We start from the raw sequence: 24,777 nt of genomic DNA on the forward strand, positions 1-24,777 counted from the left end.
GTCTACTCTCCTGAGCTCTGGGGCGGGCGGCCGGTGTGGAGCGGCAGTCGGGGATCGATCTCCTGGTGTTCCCAGCTGGTGCGGAGCCAGGTGTGGGCGGGGTCGTCGCAGATGCGCCAGGCCCGTTCGGGGCCGGGTCCGGCCATCACGTTGAGGTAGTACATGTGGTAGCCGGGGGCCGCGATGGACGGGCCGTGGTAGCCGTGCGGGACGAGCACGACGTCGCCGCTGCGGACCTCCTCGAGCACCTCGATCGGCCGCTCGGGCGTGCCGTAGACCCGGTGGAAACCGAATCCTGTTGTGCCCGTCTCGCCTTCGTCGATCTCGAAGTAGTAGATCTCCTCGAGCTCGGACTCGGCGTCGGTGTTCTCGTCGTGCTTGTGGGCGGGGTAGGACGACCAGTTGCCGCCCGGGGTGATGACCTCGCACGCGATGATCGAGTCGGCGTCGAAGACATCCGCGGTGCCGAAGTTGTGCACCTGACGGCTGCAGTTGCCCGCGCCGCGCAGTTCGACGGGAACGTCGGCGGCCGGGACATACCGGAACGGCATCCGGCGGGTGGCGCGGGCACCGCAGAGCGCGAAGCGGCCACCGGCCGCGCTCGCGACCCGGAAGGAGCTGTCGACGCCGACGTAGGCGAAGTCGGTGGGGCCGTCGAAGACGCTCCGGCGGCCGGCGAGCGTCACCGTCTCGTCGGCGCAGCGCACCTCGGCGGAGCCGGACAGCGGCACGACGAGGATCTCGTCGTCGCCGGACCGGTGCTCGACGTGCTCGCCGGGGCCGAGTTCGACGACCCACAGGCTGGATTCGGACCACCCGGCGGTCTCGGGGGTGACGGCCACGGTGAACGGGGCCTCGCCGGTGGAGCGGGCGGGCAGGTAGTACTTGCTGTTCACGGCGCTCACCGCACCAGCGAGACGGCGGTCGCGACGGCGCCGGCGACGTCGTCGTCGTGCGGGTACAGCAGGGTGCGCCCGACGACGAGGCCGCGCACGGACGGCAGGCCCAGCGCCTTCTCCCAGGCGGCGAAGGCGGCGTCGGGATCGCTGGGGTCCCCGCCGAGCAGCAGGGTCGGCAGCGTGGTGGCGTCCATGACCCGCTCCATCTCGTCGACCACGGGCAGTTTCATCCAGGTGTAGGCGGAGGTGGATCCGATGCCCTGCAGGATGTGGATCGACTTGATGACCGCGTCGGGCGACAGGTCGTTGCGGACCTTGCCGTCGACGCGCCGGGAGAGGAACGGCTCGAGCATAGCGATCAGGCCGTGGTCGGCGAGTTCGTCGACGGCCCGGGCACACTCGGTCATCATCGACAGGGTGCCGGGATCGTCGAGCGCCACCCGGCAGAGCATCTTCGCGCCGTTCATGCGGTACCGGGCGGTCGACGCGGCGGTCGCGCCGGTCATCCGGTCGTCGAATTCGAAGGTGGCGCCGGCGAGCCCGCCGCGGTTCATCGAGGAGAAGACCACCTTGTCCTCGAGCGCGCCGAGCAGCACGAGGTCGTCGAGGATGTCGGAGGTGGCGAGCACGCCGTCGACGCCCGGGTCCGCCAGCGCGGTGCGGAGCCGGTCGAGCAGGTCGGTGCGGCTGTTCATGGCGGTGGGCCGGTCGCCGACGGCCAGGGCGCCGCGGGCGGGGTGGTCGGCGGCGACGATCATCAGGCGCCCGTCGCCGCGCGTCGCGGGCCGGGTGGCCCGCGCGGCCCAGGCCCGTTCGATGGCGCCCGGATCCTCGGCGCGCAGCTCGGTGATCTCGCCGTAGGTCCGCTGGGGCGGGGTCGACGGCAGGGTGGAATTCTCAGACATTGACGGCCTCCGTGGCGGTCGCGTCGGCGAGGTGGGCGACCTCGTCCGCGGTGGGCATGGCGGTGGAGCATTCGAGGCGGGAGGCCACGATGGCGCCTGCGGCGTTGGCGTAGCGCAGGGTCTTCTCGAGCGGCCACCCGGCGAGCAGTCCGTTGATCAGCGAGCCGCCGAACGCGTCGCCCGCACCGAGGCCGTTGACGACGTCCACGGGGTTGGGCGCGACGGTCACCGACTGCGAGCGGGTCTTGCCGAGCACGCCTTTCGGGCCCTGCTTGACGATCGCGAGCTCGACGCCGAGGTCGAGCAGGGCGTCGGCCGCGCGGTGCGCATTGGTCTCGCCGACGGCGATCTCGCACTCCTCACGATTGCCGACGGCGACGGTGACGTGCTGCAGTGCCCGCTGGACCTGCTCGGTGGCGGCCGCCGGGGAATCCCAGAACATCGGCCGGTAGTCCAGGTCGAGGACCGTGTGCCGGATTCGGCCGCGCGCCTCCCAGGCGGCGAAATGTGCACTGCGGCTGGGTTCTTCGGACAGTCCGGTCACCGTCGCCCAGAACAGCCGCGCGGTGCGGACGGCCTCGAGGTCGAGGTGTTCGGGCTGGATCTGCAGATCGGGAGCCGACGGACGGCGGTAGAAGTAGAGCGGGAAGTCGTCGGGCGGGAAGATCTCACAGAAGGTGACCGGGGTGGGGTAGCGGCCGTCGGTGATCAGGTGCCGGGTCCGGACGCCGAGCCGCTCGAGTTCGGCGCGGACGAACCGGCCGAACGGGTCGGCGCCGATCCCGGAAATCAGGGCGCTGCTGCGCCCGAGCCGGGCCGCGGCAACGGCCACGTTCGCGGCGCTGCCGCCGAGAAACTTGCCGAAGGTCGACACGTCCTCCAGTCCGACGCCGGTCTGGAGCGGGTAGATGTCGACGCCGCTGCGTCCGATGGCGAGCACGTCCAGCGGGCGCTCGGTCTGCGTCTGCGTGGTGGTCAAGGCTGCACTCCCGAAAGATGATGGTGGCAGTCCGCGGGGATCGCGGCGTCCACAGAAACTGTGCGCCATGTCACCGGCGCGTGTCAATGCTTTGTCCTGACATATTGACTTGCAATCAAGCGTATGTCCGTGTTCACATACACTTCAGCTGAATCCGCGGTCCGCCGGGCCGCCTCGCTGGAGATCGGAGTGGTCCGTGAGTGCACAGCTCGCAGTCGAGCTCGACCGTTCGAGCCCGGTACCGCTGTACTTCCAGCTTGCCCAGGCCATCGAAAAGGCCATCCTTGGTGGGGATCTCGCCCCCGGCGACCGGTTCGAGAACGAGCTCGCGCTGGCGCAGCGGCTCAATCTGTCCCGCCCGACCACCCGGCGCGCCATCCAGGAACTCGTCGACAAGGGTCTGCTGGTACGCAAGCGCGGGGTCGGCACGCAGGTCGTCCAGAGTCCCGTCCACCGTCCCGTGGAGCTGACCAGCCTGTTCGACGACCTCGCCCGCGCGGGGCAGACCCCCACCACGAAGCTCCTCGACTATCGGGTGGGCCCTCCGGCCGAGGAGGTCGCGCTCGAACTCAATCTCGGGCCGGACGCGGAGGTGGTGTCGATCCGCCGGCTGCGGTGTACCAACGGGGAACCGCTGGCGATCATGAACAACCACCTACCGGTCGCGATCGCGCCGGATGCGGACGAACTCGAGGATCACGGCCTCTATCAGTCGCTTCGTGCGCGCGGCGTGCACATCCGGCTGGCCCGCCAGCGCATCGGAGCGCGAGCGGCCACCCGCGAGGAGGCCGGCCTGCTCGACGAGAAGACGGGCGCGCCCCTGCTCACCATGAACCGCACCGCGTACGACGACTCGGGAACCGCCGTGGAGTTCGGTAGTCACTGCTACCGCGCGTCGCGCTACCACTTCGACACCACCGTCGTCGACCGCTGAGAACCCGCGGGCGCCTCTCGTGATGTCGTCGCGGCCGTCGTGGTGAACGCGGCAATCTCGGCGCATCTCCTCACGCTCGCGGCGCCGGCATCGGAGTCGCGGTCGCCGCGCTGACCGTCACCGTGTGCGGGGCAGCGGGGGCTGTGCGGCACCTGCCCGCCGGCGCGGAGTACTCGCTCGCCTCCGTCGTCCTGGCTCTGCTACGGGCACCGACGGTGTTCGAGAGTGCGCGGATGTCCCGCGCGCTCGGTGCCGCGGTGACCGGTTCGGCTCCCGAGCGGGTTCACCGATGACGTTCGGAACCGTTGCCGAACAGTATCTTTCGATTCCTATTCGGGCCTGGAGGCATGCGCACACCGAGGTCGAATCCGACAGCGACAGCGACGGGATCGCCCTCATCCTCGCCAACCCGGACGCGCTGGCCGCCGCCTTATCTCGGAGCGAGGGGACATTCGCACTTCAAGCTCTGTCCCGCATACCCGGTCGACCGCGTCGCGCGCCGGCCGGCGCGCGACAGGGCCCCGGACACGCGTTCGGGCGGAGGCGATCGTGTCGCCTCCGCCCGAACGTGACGGTCCTCGACGGATCCTCGAGGTCGCGGGTCCTACGCCTTGGGGACGCGGACGATGAGGGCGTCGCCCTGGCCGCCGCCGCCGCACAGGGCCGCGGCCCCGACACCGCCGCCGCGGCGGGCCAGTTCGAGCGCCAGGTGCAGCACGATCCGGGCCCCGGACATCCCCAGCGGGTGGCCCAGCGCGATGGCGCCGCCGTTGACGTTGATCCGGGCCGGGTCCAGCCCCAGCTCGCGGCCGGAGGCGATCCCGACCGCGGCGAACGCCTCGTTGATCTCCACCAGGTCCAGCCCGGCCGGGTCCAGGCCCTCCCGGGCGCAGGCCTTGGCGATCGCCCGGGCCGGCTGGGACTGCAGCGTCGAGTCCGGGCCGGCGACCACCCCGTGCGCGCCGATCTCGGCGAGCCAGGACAGACCCAACTGTTCGGCCCTGGCCCGGCTCATCACCACCACCGCGGCCGCCCCGTCGGAGATCTGCGAGGCCGACCCGGCGGTGACGGTGCCGTCCTTCGCGAACGCCGGCCGCAGCGCCGCCAGCGACTCGGCGGTGGTCTCCGGGCGGATGCCCTCGTCGGCGGTGACCACGACCGGCTCGCCGCGGCGCTGCGGGATCGACACCGGCACGATCTCCGCGTCGAACAGCCCGTCCTTCTGCGCGCGGGCCGCCCGCTGGTGGCTGGCGGCGGCGACGGCGTCCTGCTCGGCGCGGGAGACGAACCGGGTGCCGGTGTTGGCGGCCTCGGTGAGGTTGCCCATGGCCTGGTCGGTGAAGATGTCGTGCAGCCCGTCGAAGGCCATGTGGTCGCGCAGGGTCGCATCGCCGTACTTGAACCCGGCCCGGGAGTGCTCGAGCAGGTGCGGGGCCTGGCTCATCGACTCCTGGCCGCCGGCGACGACGATGTCGAACTCGCCGGCGCGGATGAGCTGGTCGGCCAGCGCGATCGCGTCGATCCCGGACAGGCACACCTTGTTCACGGTCAGGGCGGGCACGTCCATCGGGATGCCGGCGGCCACCGCGGCCTGCCGGGCCGGGATCTGGCCGGCGCCGGCGGTGAGCACCTGACCCATGATCACGTACTCGACCTGCTCCGGGGCCACCCCGGCCTTGGCGAGGGCGCCGGCGATGGCGACCCCGCCGAGGTCCGAACCGGAGAGGTCCTTCAGGGCGCCCTGCAGACGCCCCATCGGGGTCCGGGCTCCGGCAACGATGACAGAACTGGTCACGATGGGGTCTCCGATCTTGTTGTCGAGCAGTGGTATTCGACTACTTCTCTCAGACGAGCTCGTCGATGCGGATCTCGAGCGGCGCCGCGGTGGCCGCAACGACGTCGTCGACGGTCACGCCCGGCGCGAGCTCGCGCAGCGCGAGGGTCCCGTCGCCGACGACGTCGATCACCGCGAGGTCGGTGATGATCCGGTCGACGACACCCTGGCCGGTGAGGGGCAGGGAGCACGTGTCGACGATCTTCGAATTGCCGTCGCGGTCGGTGTGTTCCATGACCACGATGACGCGGCTGGCGCCGTGCACCAGGTCCATGGCGCCGCCCATGCCCTTGACCATCTTGCCGGGAACCATCCAGTTGGCCAGGTCGCCGGTCCGGGAGACCTGCATGCCGCCGAGCACGGCGGTGTCGATGTGCCCGCCGCGGATCATGCCGAACGACAATGCCGAATCGAAGAATGCGGCACCGGGATTGACGGTGACCGTCTCCTTGCCCGCGTTGATCAGGTCCGGGTCGACGTTCTCCTCGGTCGGGTACGGGCCGGTGCCGAGGATGCCGTTCTCCGAGTGCAGCGTCACCTGCACGTCCGGCGGAAGATGACCGGGGATGAGCGTCGGCAGCCCGATGCCCAGGTTGACGTACTCGCCGTCGATCATCTCCGCGGCCGCGCGGGCCGCCATCTGGTCTCGGGTCCATCCCCTGGTGCCGGTCATCGTGCCGCCCCTTCCGTTGCCTGGACTGTCCGCTTCTCGATCCGCTTGTCCTGCGGACCGGTTTCGACGATGCGCTGCACGAAGATTCCCGGCAGGTGCACCTGCGCGGGATCGAGCTCGCCGGGCTCGACGAGTTCCTCGACCTGCGCGATCGTGACCTTCCCGGCCATCGCGGCCAGCGGGTTGAAGTTCATCGCCGTCTTGTCGAAGATCAGGTTGCCGGCGGTGTCGCCCTTGACGGCGTGCACCAGCGCGAAGTCGGCGGTGATGCCCTCCTCCATCACGTACCGCTTGTCGCCGAAGGCCCGGGTCTCCTTCGGCGGGGAGGCCACGGCCACCGAGCCGTCGACGTGGTACCGCCACGGCAGTCCGCCGTCCGCGACGGGGGTGCCGACACCCGCCGGGGTGAAGAACGCGGGGATGCCGGCGCCACCGGCGCGCAGCCGCTCGGCGAGGGTGCCCTGCGGGGTGAGCTCGACCTCGAGCTCACCGGCGAGATACTGGCGGGCGAACTCCTTGTTCTCCCCGACGTAGGAGGCGGTGACCCGGCGGATCTGGCGCGCGTTCAGCAGCAGGCCCAGGCCGTGGTCGTCGACGCCGCAGTTGTTGGAGAACACCTCGAGATCGCCGACGCCGGACTCGACCAGCGCGCGGATCAAGGCGTCGGGGATGCCGCACAACCCGAACCCGCCGACGGCGATCGTCGCGCCGTCGGACACGTCCGCGACGGCGGCCGCGGGCGTGTCGAACACTTTCGTTCCCATCACAGACCCCTTCTCGAGACTTCGGTCCCTCCGGACCCCGGTGCAGGATGCGTTCATTCAATGGACGATGACGCATCGGTCGAGTACCACTACATGCTCTGTGTTTGCCGATTTCAAGGCCTTGCGAGCGGCGCATTCGAGATTGCTCGCCCATCGGAACGTCGATTTCGACGGCGTTCACTGAGTGGACGTATTCTCGTGTCATGGAGGAGGCACAGAGACCCCACGTGATCGGCCGCGTCAGCGCGCTGCTGCGCGCGATCGCCGGGCACGAGCCCACCGGCTCGTCGACCTCGGATCTGGCCCGGGCGACGAACCTCGCGCGCCCGACGGCGCACCGCCTGCTGACTTCGCTCACCGACGAGGGCCTCGTCGACCGCGACCCGAAGACCGGTCGATGGTCGCTGGGGCCCGAGCTGTACCTGCTCGGCTCGCTGGCGGCCGGCCGTTACGACATCACCGACCTCGCCCGCGACATCCTGCGCGACCTCGCACGGGAGACCGGCGAGAGCGCCTTCCTGTCCGCCCGGCGCGGGGACGAGACCGTGTGCCTCGCCAGCGAGGAGGGCAGCTTCCCGCTGCGTTCCCACGTCCTCCACGTCGGGATCCGGCTGCCCCTCGGTGTCGCGTCCGCGGGGCTCGTCATCCTGTCCCACCTGTCCGACCGCGACATCGACGAGTACCTGTCCCGTACCGACCTGACCGCCGGGTGGGGGCCGGACCACAGCCGGCAGGCCGTCGAGGAACGGATCGCCGCGACGCGCCTGGCCGGCTACTCCACCAATCCCGCCCTGCTCGTGGAGGGAAGCTGGGGGATGGGGGCCGCCGTCTTCGACCACCGGGACGCGCCGGCCTGGGCGCTGAGCATCACCGGGGTGGAGAGCCGTTTCCGCGCCGACCGTCGTCCCGAACTCGGGGAACTGCTGCTCCGGCAGGCGCATCGTCTCACCCAGTTGCTGCGCCACCGCCCCCGGCGGTCCGGGTGAGGGACGATCGTCCGGACGCGCACCCGGATCGGGCCGCCGCACCGCCCGCACTCGCGTCGCGTCAGCCCGGCCCTCGCCCCGTGAGCACCGCGCGGGCCATCTCGGCCAGCTGCGCCGGACGCTGTGCGAGGGCGTCGATGTCGACCTCCTGATCGCCCATCGCGCCGGCGCGGAACCTCGCCGCCACACCCTCCGCGATGGCTGCGAGCTTCCACAGCGCGAAGCCCTGGTGATAGCGCAGGTCGTCGAGGTCACGGCCGGTCGTGTCGGCGTACCGGGAGGCGACCGTGTCGACGTCGAGGAAACCGTCGGCGGGATCGGGCGCCCAGCCGATCACGTCGGCCGACGCCCAGGTGGCGGTGAGCCACCCGAGGTCGGCCATCACGTCGCCGATGGTCCACAGCTCCCAGTCCAGAACCGCGCGCACCTGCCCGTCGGTCCCGATCAGCAGGTTGCCCGGCCGGAAGTCGCCGTGCACCAACCCGGTCCACCGTTCGGCGGGCAGCTTCCGGGTCAGGAGCTCGTGGACGTCCCACACGGGCCCGGGACCGACACCGCCGGCGGTGAGCTGACGGCTCCAGCGCCGCAATTGGCGCTCGAGGTAGCTGCCCGGTTTGCGCAGTTGCGCCAGCGGTCCGGTCGTGGTGTCCACCGCGTGGATCACCGCGAGGGTGTCCACGATGCTGCGGGAGGCGGTCGGTCGGTTCGGCCGGGGGATCGCGGCGACCGTCTCGGCATCGTCGAGGACGATGCCCTCGACGTGCTTCATGACGTAGAAGTCCGCCCCCGTCACCGACGGGTCGGCGCAGCAGCCCGTCACCGGCGGCACCGGCACCGGGCCGCCGGCGAGCAGGTCGAGGATGCGCCACTCCCGCACGACGTCGTGGGCGGAGGAGAGCAGTTCCCCGGTCGGCGGCCGGCGCAGGACCCAACGCGTCCCCGCCTCGTCACGGACCCGGTAGGTGAGGTTGGACCGGCCTCCGGTGATCAGTTCGAAGTGCAACGGGGGTGCGACGTCCGGGAGGTGCTCGACGAACCACGCGGTGACGCGCGCTGCGTCGAGGCCGATCGGCTCGCTCGCGGCATCCACCTGAGCCATCGCGCCCTCTCTGCTCGTTCGGATCCGGTGCGGATCCCTCATGCTTACTCGCCTCGCGCACCGATCGGTACGTGCCGTGCCGGACCACCGGGGAAATTCGGGGCGCGGTCCACGCGCCCCAGACGCCGTCGGGCCCTGACCGGGTCCTCCGCCCGCCGGCGACCCGGGACTCGGGGATCGGGCAAGCCCCGTCGAGCCCGCGCCGACCGTGGCCCGGGCCGCCTGCCCCGGTCACATCCGGATGGCCCGAGCGATTGACATCACACCGCCTCGGGCGCAAACTATGCGAGCGCTCAGCAACTTGAATCTGACGTCAAGTTACGTGACTCCCTGCTGTGAAGGAGCACCCGGATGACCGACGCACCCGCCGCGGCGACCCGCGGCGTGGCCACCACCGACGACCTGGTCCTGACCGAGCGGCGCGGCCCCGTCGCCCTGCTCACCCTCAACCGGCCGACCAAGCTCAACGCCTGGAGCAACGCGCTCGAGGACCGCTACTTCGACCTGCTCGCCGAGGCCGACGACGACCCGCAGGTGCGGGCCGTCGTCGTCACCGGTGCCGGCCGCGGATTCTGCTCCGGCGCCGACCTCGACGACCTGCGCCACGTCGCCGACGCGTCGGACGACGACCTGATGCGGCCACGCCCGCGCGACTTCCCGCTGCGGGTCCGCACACCGCTCGTCGCCGCGATCCGTGGACCCGTCGCGGGACTCGGCCTGGTCGAGGCTCTCTACTGCGACGTCCGCTTCGGCGACCCGACCGCCCGGTTCACCACCGCGTTCGCGCGCCGCGGGCTCATCGCCGAGTACGGCATCAGCTGGCTGCTGCCCCGCCTCGTGGGCCACAGCCGCGCCACGGACCTGCTCCTGTCGAGCCGTATGGTCGACGCGGACGAGGCCCACCGGATCGGCCTGCTCGACCATCTCGTCACCACCGGCGACGTCGTCGACGCCGCCGTCGCCTACGCGACCGACCTCGCCGCGCACTGCTCGCCGCGGTCGATGGCGACGATCAAGCAGCAGCTGCGCGACGACGCCGACCGGTCCTACCCGGACGCGCTCGCCGCCGCGGACCGCCTGATGCGCGAGGCCTTCCGCGGTCCCGACGTCGCCGAGGGCGTCGCCAGTCACCTCGAGCGGCGCGCCCCCGCGTTCGCCGCCCTGCCCGGGAGTGCCCATGCCCCTGCGTGAAACCGTCGGCATCGACCCGGACGCGATCCTGCGCTGGTTCGGCGACCTCGGCATCGAGCACACCGCGCCGCTGACCTTCGACCGCATCGGGCTCGGGCAGTCGAACCTGACCTACCTGGTGCAGGACGGCGACGGCCGCCGGTGGGTGCTGCGGCGACCGCCGCTCGGGCACCTACTGGCGTCCGCGCACGACGTCGCGCGCGAGGCCCGCATCCTCTCCGCGCTCGAGGGCACCGACGTGCCGACGCCGAAGGTGTTCGGGCTCACCGACGATCCGGCATTCAGTGACGTGCCGCTGGTGCTCATGGAGTTCGTCGACGGACAGGTGGTGGACCGGATGTCCGTCGCCGAATCCCTGACGCCGGAGCGCCGCCGCCGGATCGGGCTGTCGCTCGCGCGGACGCTCGGCCGGATCCATGCCGTGGACCTCGAACGTACGGGGCTCGACGCCCTCGCCCGCCCCAAGCCGTATGCGGAGCGGCAGCTGCACCGCTGGGCCGGCCAGTGGGAGAAGTCGAAGACCCGCGAGCTGCCCGAACTCGACGACCTGACCCGCCGGCTCCTGGCCGCCGTGCCGCCACAGCACGAAATCACCTTGGTGCACGGTGATTTCCACCTGCGCAACGTCATCACCTCGTGCGAGAGCGGTGACGTCGTCGCCGCGCTGGACTGGGAACTGTCCACCGTCGGCGACCCCCTCGCCGACGTCGGGTCGTTGTTCGCGTACTGGCCCGAGCCGGGGGAGGACACCGGCGGCGACTTCCCCGCCTCCACCCTCGAGGGCTTCCCGAGCCGCGCCGAACTCGCCGCCGTCTACCTGGACGAGACGGGCCGCGACCCGGCGGCGCTGAAGTTCTGGCACGCGCTGGGGCTGTGGAAGGTGGCGGTGATCGCGGAGGGTGTGATGCGCCGCGCCCTCGACGAACCGCAGAACAAGGCCGCGGCCGGCACTCCCACGGTCGCGCGCATCGACGCCCTCGTCCACAAGGCCCGCGAGATCGCCGACGAAGCCGGCATCTGACGCCCCCACCACCCTCGACACGCAGGAGACGACGATGTCCCCCGACGAGCAGACGACCTCGCGCGACCTCTCCGGGCGCGTGAAACATCTTCTGGACCAGTATGATCCGAGCACGACCGGGCCGGAGGACTTCCTCGGCGCTCGGTTCGACGCGGGTCTCGCCTGGGTGCACTTCCCGCCGGGCCACGGCGGACTCGGCCTGCCGCAGAGTCACCAGGCGCAGGTCGAGGCCGAACTGGCCGCCGCCGGAGCACCCCGGCCCGCCGCGGGCCGCAACGGCATCGGCCTGGGCATGGCCGCGCCCACCATCGCGGCGTTCGGCACCGAGGAGCAGAAACGCCGGTTCCTGCGTCCCCTCTACACCGGACGGCACATCTACTGCCAGCTGTTCAGCGAGCCCGGCGCCGGCTCCGACCTGGCCGCCGTCGCGACCCGCGCGGTCCGCGACGGCGACGACTGGATCGTCAACGGCCAGAAGGTGTGGACGTCGGGCGCGCAGAACGCGCAGATGGCGATCCTGGTGGCCCGCACCGACCCGAGCGTGCCCAAGCACGCCGGCTTGACGTACTTCCTGCTGGACATGAGCGATCCGGGCGTCGACGTGCGACCCCTGCGGCAGATCACCGGCGAGGCCGAGTTCAACGAGGTGTTCCTCACCGACGTGCGGGTACCCGACGCCAACCGGCTCGGCGACGAGGGGCAGGGCTGGCGCGTCGCCACGACCACCCTCAACAACGAACGCGTCGCGATCGGCTCCGGCGCGCCCCGCGAGGGCGGCATGATCGGCAAGGTCGCCGCGACGTGGCGCGAGCGTCCCGAGCTGCGCGACCCGGCGCGGCACGACCAGCTGATGCGGCTGTGGGTGGAGGCGGAGGTGACCCGGCTGACCGGAGAACGCCTGCGCCAGCAGCTCGCCGCGGGCCAGCCCGGTCCGGAGGGCTCCGGCATGAAGCTCGCGTTCGCCCGCCTCGCCCAGACCGTGTCGGGATTCGAGGTGGAGTTGCACGGCGAGGACGGCCTCCGATACGACGACTGGACCCTGCGCCGGCCTGAGGCGGTGGACTTCACCGGCCGTGAACCCGGATACCGGTACCTGCGCGCCAAGGGCAACTCGATCGAGGGCGGCACGTCGGAGATCCTGCGCAACGTCGTCGCCGAGCGGGTGCTCGGGCTGCCGCCGGAACACCGTGTGGACAAGGATATTCCGTGGAAGGACCTGGCGCGATGACCGACCTGCTGTACTCCGACACCGAGGACGCCCTGCGGGACAGCGTCCGTCGCGTGCTCACCGATCGCTGCCCACCGTCCGTCGTGGTGACCGCGTACGACGCCGCGCCCGCCGACTTCTCGGGCGTGTGGAAGACGGTCGCCGCCGAACTCGGGCTGGCGGGGCTGCTGGTGCCCGAGTCGCTCGGCGGCGCCGGCGCGAGCACCCGCGAGGCCGCGGTCGTCATGGAGGAGATCGGCCGGGCCGCCGCGCCGGTGCCGTACCTGTCGAGCGCGGTGCTCGCCACCGTCGCGCTGCTGCGCGCCGGCGACACCGGGACCGTGCCGGCCCTCGCGGAGGGCGCCGCGACCGGCGCCCTCGTCGTGCCGTTGTCGACGGCGCCGGACGCCGCGATCACCGGGGTGCATCGCACGGCCGACGGCCTGACCGGACGGGTCACCAGCGTCGCCGGGGCACACGAGGCCGATGTGCTCGTCGTCCCCGTCGCGGGGCCGGACGGCCTCGAACTGCACACCGTCCGGTCGGACGCCGCCGGCGTCACGGTGACCCCGGTGCTGTCGCTGGACATGACCCGGCCGATCGCCGACGTCGAGTTCGCCGGGGCCGCCTCCACCCGCGTCGACGGCGGCGACGCGGCCGCCGCGGTGACCGAGGCGCTGCAGTGCGGGGCGGTGCTGCTCGCCTCCGAGCAGCTCGGGGTGGCCCAGTGGTGCCTCGAGACCACCGTCGCCTACGTCAAGGAGCGCCGCCAGTTCGGCCGCGCCGTCGGTTCGTACCAGGCGATCAAGCACCGGCTCGCCGATCTGTGGCTCGAGGTGGGCGCGGCGCTGTCGGCCGCCCGGTACGCGGCCGACGCGTACGCACGCGGCGACGACGACACCGCGATCGCGGCGGCGGTCGCCCAGTCCTACTGCAGCGACGTCGCCGTCCACGCTGCCGAGGAGTGCATCCAGTTGCACGGCGGCCTCGGCATGACCTGGGAGTACCCGGCGCATCTCTACCTCAAGCGGGCCAAGGCCGATCAGCTCGCGCTCGGCGTCCCGTCCCGGCACCGCGCCCGGCTGGCGGACCTCGTCGGCCTGCCGGTCTCGTGACCGAAACGATTGCGCTGCAACAACACACGAAAGGACAGGTGCCGCCACGATGAGCTGGTACGACGACAGGCCCTGGATGGCCCAGTACGATCCCCGCGTGACCGAGGTCGGACCCGTCCCGCGACGGACCACGCTCAAGGTGTTCGCCGACGCCGTCGCCGCCGCGCCGGACGGGCCGGCGATCACGTATCTCGGTGCGACGCTGACCTATCGGGAAGTCGACGAGCTGACCGACGGCGTGGCGGCCTACCTGCTCGAACACGGCTTCCGCAGGGGCGACCGGCTGGCCGTGTACCTGCAGAACGTGCCGCAGTTCGTCCTCGCGCTGTTCGGCGCGTGGAAGGCCGGCGGCGCGGTGGTGCCGCTGAACCCGATGTACAAGGACGAACTCGACCACATCCTCACCGACGCCGGCGTCGTCGCCGTCGTGTGCGGCGAACAGGCGTGGGCGGACCGGGTGGCGGAGCGGGCCGCCGGGGCGGGCGTGACGATCGCGCTGACCGCGAGCGAACTGGACCTGCAGACCCGGAACGACGAGCGGCTCTTCGCGGGCGTCGAGCGCCGCCGTACGCCGGGCGTCCCCGACCTACTGGAGGTCGCCCGCGAGTGGGCGGGCCGCCCCGTCCCCGATCCGGGCCTGATCCCCGACGACATCGCGCTCGTCTCCTACACGTCCGGGACGAGCGGACTGCCCAAGGGCGCCACCAACACCCACGCGAACCTCACCGTCAACTGCGTACTGCTGCGCCTGTACGACGAGATTCCGGCGGGTTCGCCGATCTTCGCTCTCGCGCCGCTGTTCCACATCACCGGGATGGTCGTCCAGTTGCTCACCGCGGTGGATCTGGCCGGTCCGCTGGTGCTGGCCTACCGCTTCGACGCCGGGGTGGTGCTCGACGTCCTGAAGCGGGAGCGGCCCGCGTTCATGGTCGGCCCGTCGACCGCGTACATGGCGCTGCTGGCGCATCCGTCGTTCTCGTCGGACGCGTTCGAGTCGCTCCTGACCCTCAACTCCGGTGGCGCGCCGCTGCCACCGGCCATCGTCGAGCGCTTCCGCGAGCGGACCGGCCTCTACATCCGCAACGGTTACGGCCTGACGGAGACCAGCGCGCCCTGTGTCGTCGTGCCCTCCGGCCGCGAGGCGCCGGTGGATCCGGACTCGGGCACGCTGTCGATCGGCCTGCCGCTGCCCACCGCGATGGTGCGCATCGTCGACGAGGACGGCAAGGACCTCGGACCGGGCGAGGTCGGGGAGATCGCCGTCGAGGGTCCCATGGTCGTCCCCGCCTACTGGAACCTGCCCGAGGCCACCGCCGAATCCATCCCGGGCGGGCGGCTGCTGACCGGTGACGTCGGCTTCATGGACGCACAGGGCTGGGTGTACGTGGTCGACCGCAAGAAGGACATGATCAATGCCTCCGGGTTCAAGGTCTGGCCCCGCGAGGTGGAGGACGTGCTCTACCGGCATCCGGCGGTCCGCGAGGCCGCGGTCGTCGGCGTGCCCGACTCCTACCGCGGCGAGTCGGTCGCTGCGTTCGTGAGCCTGCGCCCGGACCAGGACGTCGACCCGGACGAGCTGGTGGCGTGGTGCCGCGACCGGCTGGCCACCTACAAGGCCCCGCGGTCGGTCGAGATCCTGGACGAGCTGCCCAAGACCACCAGCGGGAAGATCCTGCGCCGCGAGATGCGCAGGGTCGCGTCGTCCTGACCCGAGGAGGGAAACACGTGCCGAGCATCGACGAGGTTCTGGGCCTGCGCGAAATCGCCCCGGCGACGTTCCGCGCCGACCCGGTGCCGACCGAGATGGAGCGGACCTTCGGCGGCCAGGTCGCCGGGCAGGCGCTTTCCGCGGCGGCACGGACCGTGCCGCCCGAGTTCGGCGTGCACTCGGTGCACGGGCACTTCCTGCGCCCCGGCCGGCCGCTCGACCCCACCGACTATCGGGTGGACGCCGTGCGGGACGGCGGCAGCTTCCGCACCCGGTACGTCACCGCGGTCCAGGACGGCGAGACGGTGTTCACCCTGACCGCCTCGTTCCACCGCGGCGACGACGGGTACACCCATCAGGCGGCCATGCCGGCGACGGCCGGACCGGAAGAGATCGCGGAGAACGGCCGCCCGTGGGCCGCGTGGTACGACTTCCCGGAATGGGACGACTGGGAGCGCCGCTGGCTCCCTGCGGACGAGGCCACGCCCGACGTGCCGTCGCGCCGGCGGTTGTGGATACGGCACCGCACCCCCCTGCCGGACGACCCGGTCCTGCACGCCTGCGCCCTGACGTACTGCAGCGACATGGCGCTGCTCGACATCGCCGTCCTACCGCATCCCGACAGGCCGATCCAGGGAGCGTCCCTCGATCACGCCGTGTGGTTCCTGCGGCCGTTCCGGGTGGACGAATGGCTGCTGTTCGATCAGGTGTCGCCGTCGTCCGAATCGGGGCGCGCCCTGATCCAGGGACAGATCTTCGACACGGCCGGACGACTTGTCGCCGCCGTCGCGCAGGAGGGCATGGTGCGGTTCCACACCGAGCGCGCCGCGGCGGTCGGCGCCAGACGCGCGGAAGGCCGGGCGGAATGAACCTCGCTGCACCCATCTCCGAACGCACCGCCGTCCTGGTCGACTTCGGCGGGGTGATCACCACGAGCGTGTTCGCCGCGTTCGAGGAGTTCGGCGCGACACTCGGCGATCCGGGACTGCCGCTGCGGCTGCTCGGCGGCGACCCGATCTCGCGCGGGCTGCTCGCCGAGCACGAGTCGGGGCGCATCGACGCGGAGGAGTTCGAGCAGGGCTTCGCCGAGCGGTTGCGCGCCCACGGGGCGGCCGTGACCGCGGAGGGACTCGCCGCCCGGATGCAGGCCGGGATGCGGCGCGACGACCGGACGGTGGCCCTCGTCGACGACCTCCGGGCGGCCGGCGTGCCGGTCGCATTGGTGTCCAACGCCTTCGGCCGGGACTGCTATGCCGGCTTCGACCTGGCCGCGCTCGCGGACGAGGTGGTGATCTCCGCCGAGATCGGCATCCGCAAGCCGTCGCGCCGCATCTACGCCCTCGCGTGCGAGCGGCTGGGGGTGGCGCCCGAGCAGGCCGTGATGGTCGACGACCTGCAGCAGAACCTCGACGGGGCGGCGCGGATCGGCATCGCCGGCGTGCTGCACACCGACGCCGACACCACGCGCCTCGAGCTCGCCGAGCGGTTCGGCTTCGTGACGGGACGAGTGCCCGGTCAGGTGTGAGCCGTCGGCGCGCGGGTACCCGCCACCCATGACCAACGCACAGCCCCACAGCCCCGACGCCGCGACGGTCGACGTCGCGGGTTCGCCGGACGAGTCGGTCAAGGAGACCCAGCTGCTGCAGGTGCTGACCAAGGCGGCGAACACCCTCAACGAAGCCGGGGTGCCGTTCGCGGTCGGCGGTGGATGCGCGGTGTACGCGCGCGGTGGGCCCGCGTCCGACCACGACGTGGACCTGTTCGTCCGCCCCCGGGACGTGGACGCCGCGCGGGAGGCGCTCGTCGCCGCCGGCATGCGTCCGGTCGATCCGCCCGAGAACTGGCTGAGCAAGGTCTACGAGGGGGAGCATCTCGTGGACCTGATCTTCCGCCCCAACGACCGGGACGTCGACGATTCGATGCTCGCCCGCGCCCAGTGGATGCGCATCGGCCCGACCGCGGCGCCGGTGATCAGCGGCACCGACCTGATGAGCGACAAGCTCAATGTGCTCGACGCGCACCGCTGCGACTTCGCGCCGCTGCTGCGCATCGCCCGCGCCCTGCGCGAGCAGGTGGACTGGGCCCAGGTGGCCACCGCCACGGCGGCGTCGCCGTACGCCCGCGCCTTCCTCGGCCTGCTCGCAGACCTGGGCATCATCGAACCCGGCTCGGAGGTCCGGCGATGAGTCACGAACACCCGGAGCAGGATCACCCGCAGTATGTGGTGGCGCACCTGCACCGCGCCCTGGCCGAGGATCCCCGCACCGCCGAACAGGGCGTGCGCGTCACGATCCGCGGCACCGACGTGTACCTGACCGGCGAGGTCGCCAGCGCCGCACGCCGCGACGCGCTGACCGTGGTGGTACAGGAACAGCTACCGGACGTCACCGTCCACAACGACGTGCACGTGGTCGACTCGCGCGACCCCGGAACCTCGGTGGAGGAACTGCGATGAGGATTGCCGCCGTCGGCGACGTACACCTGGCCGAGGACGCCCGCGGCCATCTGCGGCCCGCCCTCGAACACGTGCACGAGCATGCCGACGTGCTGCTGCTCGCCGGTGATCTCACCCGGCACGGCACCGTCGACGAGGCGCGCGTCGTCGCCGACGAGTTCGGCGACCTGCCGGTGCCCGTCGTCGGGGTGCTCGGCAATCACGACTACCACAGCGACGCCGCGGACGAGATCACCGAACTGCTCCGCGACCGGGGCATCGTCATGCTCGAGGGTGAGTCGGTCGTCCTCGAGGTGGGCGGGGCGCGGCTCGGTGTGGCGGGGACCAAGGGATTCGGCGGGGGTTTCGCGGGCAAGTGCGCGAGCGCGTTCGGTGAGCCGGAGATGAAGCAGTTCGCCGGGCACACCGTGGAACTGGCCGACAGGTTCCGCAGCGCCGTCGCCGAGCTCGACGGTGCCGACGTCCGCGTCGGGCTGCTGCACTACTCGCCGATCAGCGACACCCTGCGCGGCGAACCCGCCGAGATCTACCCGTTCCTCGGGTCGTATCTGCTCGGCGAACCGGTCGACGAGTTCCACCTGGACCTGGCCGTGCACGGGCACGCGCACGCCGGGTGCGAGCGCGGCACCACCCCGGGCGGCGTGCGGGTCCGCAACGTCGCGCAGCCGGTCATCCGCACCGCCTACGCGGTCTACCGGTTCGAGAACTGATCGCTGGGGCCGGTCGCGGGGTGGCGGGCCCGACACTCGACCACCCCGCGCGAGCCCTCAGGCGTCGTCGGTCATCTTCAGCACGAGCTTGCCGGTGTTCGCACCGTCGAACAGCATGTTGAGCGTGCGCCCGAAGGCCTCGGCGCCGCCGCTCTCGACCTGCTCGCGGGTGACCAGTTCGCCGCGGCGGATCCACTCCGACACCGCGGCCATGCCCTCGGGGAAGCGGTCGAGGTAGTCGAAGACGATGAACCCGGCCATGGAGGCCCGGTTCACCAGCAGGGACAGGTAGCGTGACGGCCCCGGCTGCGGGTCGGTCGCGTTGTAGCCGGAGATGGCACCGCACAACACGACTCGCGCATTCTTGCGCAGCACGGCGAGCGCCGAGTCGAGCGTCTCACCGCCGACGTTGTCGAAGTAGATGTCGATCCCGTCCGGCGCGGCGGCGTGCAGCGCCCGGCCCACGGAACCGGCCTTGTAGTCGATGGCGGCGTCGAAGCCCAGTTCGTCGGTGAGCCACGCGCACTTGTCGGGCCCGCCGGCGATGCCGATGACGCGACACCCGCTCAGTTTGGCGATCTGCCCGGCGATGCTGCCGACGGCCCCGGCGGCGCCCGAGACGAGCACGGTGTCGCCCGGCTTCATCCGCCCGACGTCGACGAGGCCGAAATATGCTGTCATGCCAGGGAATCCGAGGGCGCCCAGCCACACCGGCGGGGCCGCAAGGGATTCGTCGACCGGGACGACGCCGCTACCGTCGGAGACGGCGTAGTCGCACACCCCGAAGTGTCCCGAGACGAGTTGCCCCTCCTTGTAGTCGTCGTGCCGGGATTCGTGTACCCGGCCGACGGCATGGGCGCGCATGATCTCGCCGATCGCGACCGGCGGGATGTACGAACGGACGTCGTTCAGCCACCCCCGCATGGCGGGGTCGAGGGAGACATACTCGACGCGGACGGTGAACTCGCCGTCGGCGGGCCGCGGAACGGGTGCGGTGGTGATGTCCCAGGTGGACTCGTCGGGGCGGCCGACCGGTCGTCGCGCCAATCGGACCTGCTTGTTCACGGACGCCATGCGTATTCCTTTCGGCAGCGGAACGTCTACTGCGGTGCGGTGATTCGGACTCCTCGCGAGAATTCCGGGCAGTTGAATCCGACACCGGATTCAACTATACATGGCGGGTGACCGGGATCACCCCGGCCGTCGCGGATGCCCCGAGAAACGGAAGGTCGACATGACACGCCAGCTCGACACGGTCCCCACCGATTCCGATGCGCTCGAGGCCGCGCTCGCCGAGATCCGGCGGGTGCAGGAGGCCCACTGGCCGCCGGAGGTGCCGCGCACGGTGGAGTACCCGATCGAGGGTCGCGGGCTCGTGGACTACCTGCGGCACTGGGCGAGCGTGCGTCCCCACGCCCCCGCGATCGAGTTCTACGGTCGCACCGTCGGCTATGCCGAGTACGACGACCTCTCCGACCGGTTCGCCGGCTGGCTGCTCGCCCGCGGCGCCCGGGCCGGCGACCGCGTCGGTGTCCACCTCGGCAACTGCCCGCAGTTCCACGTCGCGATGCTCGGGATCCTCAAGATCGGCGCCGTCCACGTGCCCGTGAACCCGATGCTGCGCGAGCACGAACTCGCCCACGAGCTCGCCGACGCCGGCGTCACGATCCTGCTCACGCAGCCCGAACTGCTCCCGCTCGTGGAAGCGGTCCGGCCGCGCACCCCTGTGCGGCACGTCGCCGTCACCGCCCTCGGCGACATGCTCGCCGGTGTGGCGCCGGGGGAGGTGCCACCGCCCTTCCCGGTCGCCGATCCCGCCGTCGGCGACTGGGCGGGCATCGTCGACAGCCCCCGCGCTCCTGCCGTCGCGACCGATCCGGACGCGCTCGCCGCGCTGAACTACACCGGTGGCACCACCGGCATGCCGAAGGGCTGTGAGCACACCCAGTGGCACATGGTCTACACCGCCGCCGCGGCCACCGTCGGCGGCGGCCGCCGGGTGGGGGAGACGACGGTGGTGCTCAACTACCTGCCCATGTTCTGGATCGCCGGCGAGGTTTTCGGCATCCTCAATCCCCTCGTCAACGGCGGCACCGTCGTGCTGATGACCCGGTGGGACGCGGACGCCGCGCTGGCCCTCGTCGAGCGGCACGGAGTCACCAGCACGGTCGGCACCGTCGACAACTACGTGGAGCTGTTGGAGGCGCCCGGCTTCGACGGCAGCCGCGCCGCCAGCCTCGACAACGCCATGGCGGTGTCGTTCGTGCTGAAGCTGGATCCGGCGATCCGCCGGCGGTGGCGCGACGCGACCGGCCACACCCTGCGGGAGGCGAGCTACGGCATGACCGAGACGAACACCGCCGACACCTTCACCCTCGGCTTCCAGGACGGCGACGTCGACCTCCAGAGCGAGCCCGTGTTCTGCGGCCTGCCGGTGCCGGGCACCGACATCCTGATCGTCGACGAGACGGGCGTTCCGGTGCCGATCGGCGTGACCGGGCAGATCATCGTGCGCAGCCCCTCGGTGACGACCGGGTACTACCGCAACGCCGAGGCCACCGCGGACTCGTTCCAGGGCGCCTGGTTGTGCACCGGTGACGTCGGTCGGTTCGACGAGCGGGGCGCGCTGCACTACCTCGCCCGCAACAAGGAGATGATCAAGACCAACGGCATGAGCGTCTTCCCCGCCGAGGTCGAGGCGCTGCTGCGCATGCATCCGGACGTCGCGACGGTCGCGGTGGTCCCCAAGTCCGATCCGGACAGGGGACAGGTCGCGTTCGCGTTCGTCCAGCCGGTCCCCGGCACGGCCGTCACGGCCGAGGGGCTCGTGGCGTGGGCGCGGGAGAACATGGCCGGCTACAAGGTGCCGATCGTCGAACTCGTGGCTGCGCTGCCCATGACCGCCACCGGCAAGATCCGCAAGGGCGACCTGTTCGCGCGGGCGGAGGAGCGCAACTAGGGCGGGCCGGAGCCGGGCCGGGAGGGGTGCAGCGCAGCCTCCCCAGCCGACCTCGATGATTGGTAGGCTAACCAAACCAAGGATAGCCTGAGCTATCTTCTTGTGCGATCGATCCATCCGCGGCTGCGGCCCCAGAGCACGGAAGAGCGACCAATGACCGACCGATCCTGCAACGACAGCGGTGACTCGCCGTCGCCGGACGGCGAACCACCGGAACTCCTCGACCTCGTCGGGATCGGATTCGGGCCCGCCAATCTCGCTTTGGCGATCGCCGTCGAAGAACACAATGCCGACGCCCCGCACGATCCCGTACGGGCACGGTTCTTCGAGCGGCAACCCGCCTTCGCGTGGCATCCCGGCATGCTCCTCGAGGGCGCCACCATGCAGATCGCCTTCCCGAAGGACCTGGTCACCTTCCGCAACCCCACGAGTCCCTACACCTTCTTCGCCTACCTGCACGACCGGGGCCGGCTCGTAGACTTCGTCAACCACCAGACGTTCTTCCCGACGCGGCACGAATTCCAGGACTACCTGCAGTGGGCGGCCGGCCGCGTCGACGCCGACGTGCGCTACGGCACCGAGGTCACCGCGGTCGAGGCCGTGCACGACGAGGCAGGCATCGCCGACCGCCTCGCCGTCCACACCGCCGACGGCACCGTCGTGCACGCCCGGAACGTCGTCGTCGGCGTGGGGTTGCGGCCCCGCATCCCCGCGTGGGCCACCGAGACCGCGCGCTGCTTCCACAACCACCGGTTCCTGTTCCATCTGGCCGAGATGCCCGCGCCCGTGCACCAGCGGTTCGTCGTCGTCGGCGCCGGCCAGAGCGCCGCCGAGGTGGTGCAGTACCTGCACGGCCACTATCCGCAGGCCGAAGTGCACAACGTCTTCGCCCGCTTCGGCTACAGCCCCGCCGACGACAGTCCGTACGCCAACCGCATCTTCGACCCGGCCACCGTCGACGAACTGCACGCCGCACCCGAGGCCGAGCGGGCACGACTGCTCGCCCTGCACCGCGGCACCAACTACTCCGTCGTCGACCCCGACCTGATCACCGCGCTGTACGCGGCCGAGTACCGCGAACGCGTCAGCGGACGGCGGCGGCTGTTCATGCGGCGCGCCTCCGAGATCGCCGCGGTCACCGAGTCGACCACCGGAATCGAGGTGGACGTGCGCAGCACGATCGACGGACTCACCGACACCCTGATGTGCGACGCCGTCGTCCTCGCCACCGGGTTCGAGCCCGCCCCGCTGCCGCCCCTGCTCGGCGCCCTCGCTTCCGCGTCGTCGCCGCTGCGCACGGTCGACCGGGACTACCGGCTGCCCACCGCCGGCGACGTCCGTGCCGGGATCTATCTGCAGGGCGGCACCGAGAAGACCCATGGGTTGACGGCGTCGCTGCTGTCGAACGTGGCGATCCGGTCCGGGGAGATCCTCGGATCCGTCCTCGAGCGGCGCGGAGGAAAACTACCAGCGGGTCATGACCGGACCCCCGGGCTTGCTAGGGTACGAAAGCAGCACACCTATGCGACAAGTGAGGCGAGATGAGCACGAATCCTTTTGACGACGAAGACGGCCGCTTCTACGTCCTCATGAACGACGAGGAGCAGTACTCGCTGTGGCCGACTTTCTCCGAGGTGCCGCAGGGGTGGCGCGTGGTGTTCGGGGAGGAGTCGCGTGCAGCATGCGTCGAGTACGTGGAGAAGAACTGGACCGACATGCGGCCGAAGAGCCTGCGTGACGCCATGGAGGCAGACGAGAAGGCCCGCAACGCGGGCGCCTGACCTGCCGCGGTAACCGCGTCGACCGAGAGTCACGCCGTGGGTGCACCACCCGCGGAGTGACTCTCGTGGCGTTTCGAGCCCCGGTACGGACGCACCCGCCGGACGCGGCGCAACTGCGGCCGGCGAAGCGACCCCGCCCGCAGCACGCTCCGCGGATGCCGGACCGTGCGGGCCAGCCACTCGCCGAGCGTCACCCCTGCCGCCAGCGCGCACCCGATGCCGAACGCCGAGAACAGCGCGGTCAGCCCGAGCAGCAGTTCGCTGCCGATCACCGCGTACAGGCCCCGATACAACGACAGGCCCGGCAGCAACGGGGTGATACCGGCGACCGCCACCACCAGCGGCGGGGTCAGCGCCCGTCGCGCCATCAAGCCACCGGCGAAGCCGACCACCGTCGCGGCGGTCGCCGACGAGATGATCGGACCCACCGCGAACTCCATCGACATCAAGAACACGAGGCTGCCCACCGCACCGCCGAGCGCGGCGGCCGTCAGCGCCCGTCGCTCGGCGTAGCACGCCAGCGCGTAGAACAACGCCGACGCCGCACCGGCGAGCACCTTCACCGGCAGCGCGGTCGCCGTCGGCAGCGCATCGTTGCTGATCACCGGCAGCTCCGCGCCGAGCGCCTCCATCACCTTCAGCGCCGTCGCCACGCCGGCGATGATTCCGCCGGTCATCATCACCAGCTCGAAGAACCGCGCCGACGCGGTGATCGGTGCCCCGGTGATCGCGTCCTGCACCGAACCGACCAGCGACAGTCCCGACAGCAGCACCGTCACGCCGGCCGCGATGATCAGGCCCGGCGGCACGTCGACACCCAACGGTTCGCGCAGGTTGAACAACAGGATCGCGGGCGTCGCGGCGATGATGCCGCCGACCACGTGCTGGAAGAAGAACGGCAGGCCCATGCCGTTGAGGACGCGGTTCGTCCGGTCGATGACCGCCGTGGATGCGAACGCCATCACCGCCACGAGCGCGCCACCGCCGAGCAGGACCGAGATCGACGCGGCCATCGCCGCCCACGCGAACGTCGCCACCCAGCGGTGATACGGGTGCGGCGCCGTCGTGATCGCCAGCAGATCCTCGCGGGCCTGCGCCGGCGAGATCGCCTCCCGTCGGATGCGCCGGGTCAGCCGGTCCACCGCGGCGAGCCGCGTGAAATCCATCGACCGGTACTGCACGACGCGCATCGTGCTCGCCGGCGGCATCGTCGGCCCCCGGTACGCCGAGAGCACGATCGAGTTGTAGGTGACGTCCACGTCGCACTGGGCCAGGCCGTACGTCGCGGCGACGAAACGGACCTGCTCGGAGGTGTCGATCGCACCCGTGCCCGCGGCCAGCAGCACCTCGCCGACGCGGACGGCGACGTCGAGCGCCTCGGCGACCGTCGCGTCGTCGGTCAGGTCGATCGGCTGCAGCGGCGCCGGCGCCTCGGTGATGGTGTCGAGGGTGGCGCGACGGTCGAGGACGAGCTTCCCGAAGGCGGTTGCCAGCGTCCCCACCGTTACGTGCTCCCGTCCGTCCGGTGTTCGGCGATGCGCGCGGTAACAGCAGCCA

At 71.3% G+C, this 24,777-nt stretch carries 24 protein-coding genes; 15 read left to right on the forward strand and 9 right to left on the reverse strand.

All coding sequences use genetic code 11. The features are described 5' to 3' along the window. Positions 1-2 precede the first annotated feature (2 nt). The 3 genes from iolB to iolC are packed head-to-tail and all read right to left on the reverse strand — an operon-like array spanning position 3 to position 2,783. Positions 3-896, reverse strand: a complete 894-nt coding sequence (gene iolB, locus KZJ41_RS04410) for a 5-deoxy-glucuronate isomerase (RefSeq protein WP_065923540.1) — start codon at positions 894-896, stop codon at positions 3-5. Between the two features lie 5 nt (positions 897-901). Next, a complete protein-coding gene (locus tag KZJ41_RS04415; RefSeq protein WP_006937913.1) occupies positions 902-1,804 on the reverse strand; it encodes a hypothetical protein in 903 nt (300 codons plus the stop codon). Further along, positions 1,797-2,783, reverse strand: a complete 987-nt coding sequence (gene iolC / locus KZJ41_RS04420; RefSeq protein WP_029541107.1) for a 5-dehydro-2-deoxygluconokinase — start codon at positions 2,781-2,783, stop codon at positions 1,797-1,799. Before iolC ends, KZJ41_RS04415 begins: the two co-directional genes overlap by 8 nt. A 196-nt stretch (positions 2,784-2,979) precedes the next feature. On the opposite strand from iolC, the gene KZJ41_RS04425 reads away from it, so the two are divergent. Continuing rightward, entirely contained in the window at positions 2,980-3,717 is a 738-nt protein-coding gene (locus KZJ41_RS04425; protein WP_006937917.1) for a GntR family transcriptional regulator, read from the forward strand. Between the two features lie 604 nt (positions 3,718-4,321). Here KZJ41_RS04425 and KZJ41_RS04430 read toward each other — a convergent pair. The 3 genes from KZJ41_RS04430 to KZJ41_RS04440 are packed head-to-tail and all read right to left on the reverse strand — an operon-like array spanning position 4,322 to position 6,988. Further along, a complete protein-coding gene (locus KZJ41_RS04430) occupies positions 4,322-5,512 on the reverse strand; it encodes an acetyl-CoA C-acetyltransferase (RefSeq protein ID WP_065923028.1) in 1,191 nt (396 codons plus the stop codon). A 49-nt stretch (positions 5,513-5,561) separates the two neighbouring features. After that, the gene (locus KZJ41_RS04435; RefSeq protein ID WP_065923027.1) at positions 5,562-6,224 is read right to left on the reverse strand and encodes a CoA transferase subunit B; all 663 of its coding nucleotides are present in this window, start codon (positions 6,222-6,224) and stop codon (positions 5,562-5,564) included. Further along, complete coding sequence (locus KZJ41_RS04440) at positions 6,221-6,988, reverse strand: CoA transferase subunit A (RefSeq protein WP_029541161.1); 768 nt, start codon at positions 6,986-6,988, stop codon at positions 6,221-6,223. The genes KZJ41_RS04435 and KZJ41_RS04440 overlap by 4 nt, the downstream gene beginning before the upstream one ends. 203 nt (positions 6,989-7,191) lie before the next feature. Here KZJ41_RS04440 and KZJ41_RS04445 point away from each other — a divergent pair, with 203 nt between their 5' ends. Next, a complete protein-coding gene (locus KZJ41_RS04445; protein ID WP_043801479.1) occupies positions 7,192-7,974 on the forward strand; it encodes an IclR family transcriptional regulator in 783 nt (260 codons plus the stop codon). 61 nt (positions 7,975-8,035) lie between these two features. Here KZJ41_RS04445 and KZJ41_RS04450 read toward each other — a convergent pair whose 3' ends face one another. After that, on the reverse strand, positions 8,036-9,073 hold the full coding sequence (locus KZJ41_RS04450) for a phosphotransferase family protein (protein ID WP_065923026.1): 1,038 nt from the start codon (positions 9,071-9,073) through the stop codon (positions 8,036-8,038). Positions 9,074-9,424: 351 nt separating this feature from the next. On the opposite strand from KZJ41_RS04450, the gene KZJ41_RS04455 reads away from it, so the two are divergent. The 10 genes from KZJ41_RS04455 to KZJ41_RS04500 are packed head-to-tail and all read left to right on the forward strand — an operon-like array spanning position 9,425 to position 18,480. Beyond that, positions 9,425-10,264, forward strand: coding sequence for an enoyl-CoA hydratase-related protein (locus KZJ41_RS04455; protein ID WP_065923025.1), 840 nt, complete (start codon positions 9,425-9,427; stop codon positions 10,262-10,264). Then, the gene (locus tag KZJ41_RS04460) at positions 10,251-11,285 is read left to right on the forward strand and encodes a phosphotransferase family protein (RefSeq protein WP_006942877.1); all 1,035 of its coding nucleotides are present in this window, start codon (positions 10,251-10,253) and stop codon (positions 11,283-11,285) included. The genes KZJ41_RS04455 and KZJ41_RS04460 overlap by 14 nt, the downstream gene beginning before the upstream one ends. 34 nt (positions 11,286-11,319) lie before the next feature. After that, a complete protein-coding gene (locus KZJ41_RS04465) occupies positions 11,320-12,513 on the forward strand; it encodes an acyl-CoA dehydrogenase family protein (RefSeq protein ID WP_029541170.1) in 1,194 nt (397 codons plus the stop codon). Continuing rightward, on the forward strand, positions 12,510-13,607 hold the full coding sequence (locus KZJ41_RS04470) for an acyl-CoA dehydrogenase family protein (RefSeq protein ID WP_006942879.1): 1,098 nt from the start codon (positions 12,510-12,512) through the stop codon (positions 13,605-13,607). Before KZJ41_RS04465 ends, KZJ41_RS04470 begins: the two co-directional genes overlap by 4 nt. 49 nt (positions 13,608-13,656) lie before the next feature. Next, complete coding sequence (locus KZJ41_RS04475) at positions 13,657-15,315, forward strand: AMP-binding protein (RefSeq protein ID WP_251550244.1); 1,659 nt, start codon at positions 13,657-13,659, stop codon at positions 15,313-15,315. Positions 15,316-15,332: 17 nt separating this feature from the next. After that, positions 15,333-16,184: an acyl-CoA thioesterase II gene (locus tag KZJ41_RS04480; protein ID WP_065923023.1), complete on the forward strand. Its 852-nt coding sequence runs from the start codon at positions 15,333-15,335 to the stop codon at positions 16,182-16,184. Then, a complete protein-coding gene (locus KZJ41_RS04485) occupies positions 16,181-16,840 on the forward strand; it encodes an HAD family phosphatase (protein WP_006942885.1) in 660 nt (219 codons plus the stop codon). The genes KZJ41_RS04480 and KZJ41_RS04485 overlap by 4 nt, the downstream gene beginning before the upstream one ends. A gap of 28 nt (positions 16,841-16,868) precedes the next feature. Then, a complete protein-coding gene (locus tag KZJ41_RS04490) occupies positions 16,869-17,501 on the forward strand; it encodes a nucleotidyltransferase (protein WP_029541180.1) in 633 nt (210 codons plus the stop codon). Beyond that, positions 17,498-17,770: a BON domain-containing protein gene (locus KZJ41_RS04495; RefSeq protein ID WP_006942889.1), complete on the forward strand. Its 273-nt coding sequence runs from the start codon at positions 17,498-17,500 to the stop codon at positions 17,768-17,770. Before KZJ41_RS04490 ends, KZJ41_RS04495 begins: the two co-directional genes overlap by 4 nt. Next, on the forward strand, positions 17,767-18,480 hold the full coding sequence (locus tag KZJ41_RS04500; RefSeq protein WP_006942891.1) for a metallophosphoesterase: 714 nt from the start codon (positions 17,767-17,769) through the stop codon (positions 18,478-18,480). Before KZJ41_RS04495 ends, KZJ41_RS04500 begins: the two co-directional genes overlap by 4 nt. Positions 18,481-18,537: 57 nt before the next feature. Here the strand turns inward: KZJ41_RS04500 and KZJ41_RS04505 are convergent, their stop codons facing one another. Continuing rightward, on the reverse strand, positions 18,538-19,554 hold the full coding sequence (locus KZJ41_RS04505; RefSeq protein WP_006942896.1) for an NADP-dependent oxidoreductase: 1,017 nt from the start codon (positions 19,552-19,554) through the stop codon (positions 18,538-18,540). 160 nt (positions 19,555-19,714) lie between these two features. On the opposite strand from KZJ41_RS04505, the gene KZJ41_RS04510 reads away from it, so the two are divergent. The 3 genes from KZJ41_RS04510 (at position 19,715) to KZJ41_RS04520 (ending at position 23,220) form a co-directional block, all read left to right on the forward strand. Beyond that, positions 19,715-21,439 carry an AMP-binding protein gene (locus KZJ41_RS04510; RefSeq protein WP_065923022.1) on the forward strand — a complete coding sequence of 575 codons (1,725 nt, stop codon included), beginning with the start codon at positions 19,715-19,717 and terminating at the stop codon, positions 21,437-21,439. 153 nt (positions 21,440-21,592) lie between these two features. After that, positions 21,593-22,984, forward strand: coding sequence for a lysine N(6)-hydroxylase/L-ornithine N(5)-oxygenase family protein (locus KZJ41_RS04515; RefSeq protein WP_065923021.1), 1,392 nt, complete (start codon positions 21,593-21,595; stop codon positions 22,982-22,984). Beyond that, positions 22,981-23,220 carry an MbtH family protein gene (locus KZJ41_RS04520; protein WP_003936798.1) on the forward strand — a complete coding sequence of 80 codons (240 nt, stop codon included), beginning with the start codon at positions 22,981-22,983 and terminating at the stop codon, positions 23,218-23,220. The genes KZJ41_RS04515 and KZJ41_RS04520 overlap by 4 nt, the downstream gene beginning before the upstream one ends. Before the next feature lie 29 nt (positions 23,221-23,249). Here the strand turns inward: KZJ41_RS04520 and KZJ41_RS04525 are convergent, their stop codons facing one another. Beyond that, positions 23,250-24,722: a threonine/serine exporter ThrE family protein gene (locus KZJ41_RS04525; RefSeq protein WP_006942907.1), complete on the reverse strand. Its 1,473-nt coding sequence runs from the start codon at positions 24,720-24,722 to the stop codon at positions 23,250-23,252. Between the last annotated feature and the right edge of the window lie 55 nt (positions 24,723-24,777).

This window comes from Rhodococcus sp. 11-3 (assembly GCF_023704055.1).
Taxonomy (GTDB): domain Bacteria; phylum Actinomycetota; class Actinomycetes; order Mycobacteriales; family Mycobacteriaceae; genus Rhodococcus; species Rhodococcus aetherivorans.

What these genes read in the sequence shown, in the direction of transcription:
- KZJ41_RS04415 (WP_006937913.1), bottom strand. Translation starts at nt 1,804, where the DNA reads ATGTCTGAGAATTCCACCCTGCCGTCGACCCCGCCCCAGCGGACCTAC.
- KZJ41_RS04435 (WP_065923027.1), bottom strand. Translation starts at nt 6,224, where the DNA reads ATGACCGGCACCAGGGGATGGACCCGAGACCAGATGGCGGCCCGCGCG.
- KZJ41_RS04440 (WP_029541161.1), bottom strand. Translation starts at nt 6,988, where the DNA reads ATGGGAACGAAAGTGTTCGACACGCCCGCGGCCGCCGTCGCGGACGTG.
- KZJ41_RS04445 (WP_043801479.1), top strand. Translation starts at nt 7,192, where the DNA reads ATGGAGGAGGCACAGAGACCCCACGTGATCGGCCGCGTCAGCGCGCTG.
- KZJ41_RS04450 (WP_065923026.1), bottom strand. Translation starts at nt 9,073, where the DNA reads ATGGCTCAGGTGGATGCCGCGAGCGAGCCGATCGGCCTCGACGCAGCG.
- KZJ41_RS04455 (WP_065923025.1), top strand. Translation starts at nt 9,425, where the DNA reads ATGACCGACGCACCCGCCGCGGCGACCCGCGGCGTGGCCACCACCGAC.
- KZJ41_RS04460 (WP_006942877.1), top strand. Translation starts at nt 10,251, where the DNA reads ATGCCCCTGCGTGAAACCGTCGGCATCGACCCGGACGCGATCCTGCGC.
- KZJ41_RS04465 (WP_029541170.1), top strand. Translation starts at nt 11,320, where the DNA reads ATGTCCCCCGACGAGCAGACGACCTCGCGCGACCTCTCCGGGCGCGTG.
- KZJ41_RS04470 (WP_006942879.1), top strand. Translation starts at nt 12,510, where the DNA reads ATGACCGACCTGCTGTACTCCGACACCGAGGACGCCCTGCGGGACAGC.
- KZJ41_RS04475 (WP_251550244.1), top strand. Translation starts at nt 13,657, where the DNA reads ATGAGCTGGTACGACGACAGGCCCTGGATGGCCCAGTACGATCCCCGC.
- KZJ41_RS04485 (WP_006942885.1), top strand. Translation starts at nt 16,181, where the DNA reads ATGAACCTCGCTGCACCCATCTCCGAACGCACCGCCGTCCTGGTCGAC.
- KZJ41_RS04490 (WP_029541180.1), top strand. Translation starts at nt 16,869, where the DNA reads ATGACCAACGCACAGCCCCACAGCCCCGACGCCGCGACGGTCGACGTC.
- KZJ41_RS04495 (WP_006942889.1), top strand. Translation starts at nt 17,498, where the DNA reads ATGAGTCACGAACACCCGGAGCAGGATCACCCGCAGTATGTGGTGGCG.
- KZJ41_RS04500 (WP_006942891.1), top strand. Translation starts at nt 17,767, where the DNA reads ATGAGGATTGCCGCCGTCGGCGACGTACACCTGGCCGAGGACGCCCGC.
- KZJ41_RS04505 (WP_006942896.1), bottom strand. Translation starts at nt 19,554, where the DNA reads ATGGCGTCCGTGAACAAGCAGGTCCGATTGGCGCGACGACCGGTCGGC.
- KZJ41_RS04510 (WP_065923022.1), top strand. Translation starts at nt 19,715, where the DNA reads ATGACACGCCAGCTCGACACGGTCCCCACCGATTCCGATGCGCTCGAG.
- KZJ41_RS04515 (WP_065923021.1), top strand. Translation starts at nt 21,593, where the DNA reads ATGACCGACCGATCCTGCAACGACAGCGGTGACTCGCCGTCGCCGGAC.
- KZJ41_RS04520 (WP_003936798.1), top strand. Translation starts at nt 22,981, where the DNA reads ATGAGCACGAATCCTTTTGACGACGAAGACGGCCGCTTCTACGTCCTC.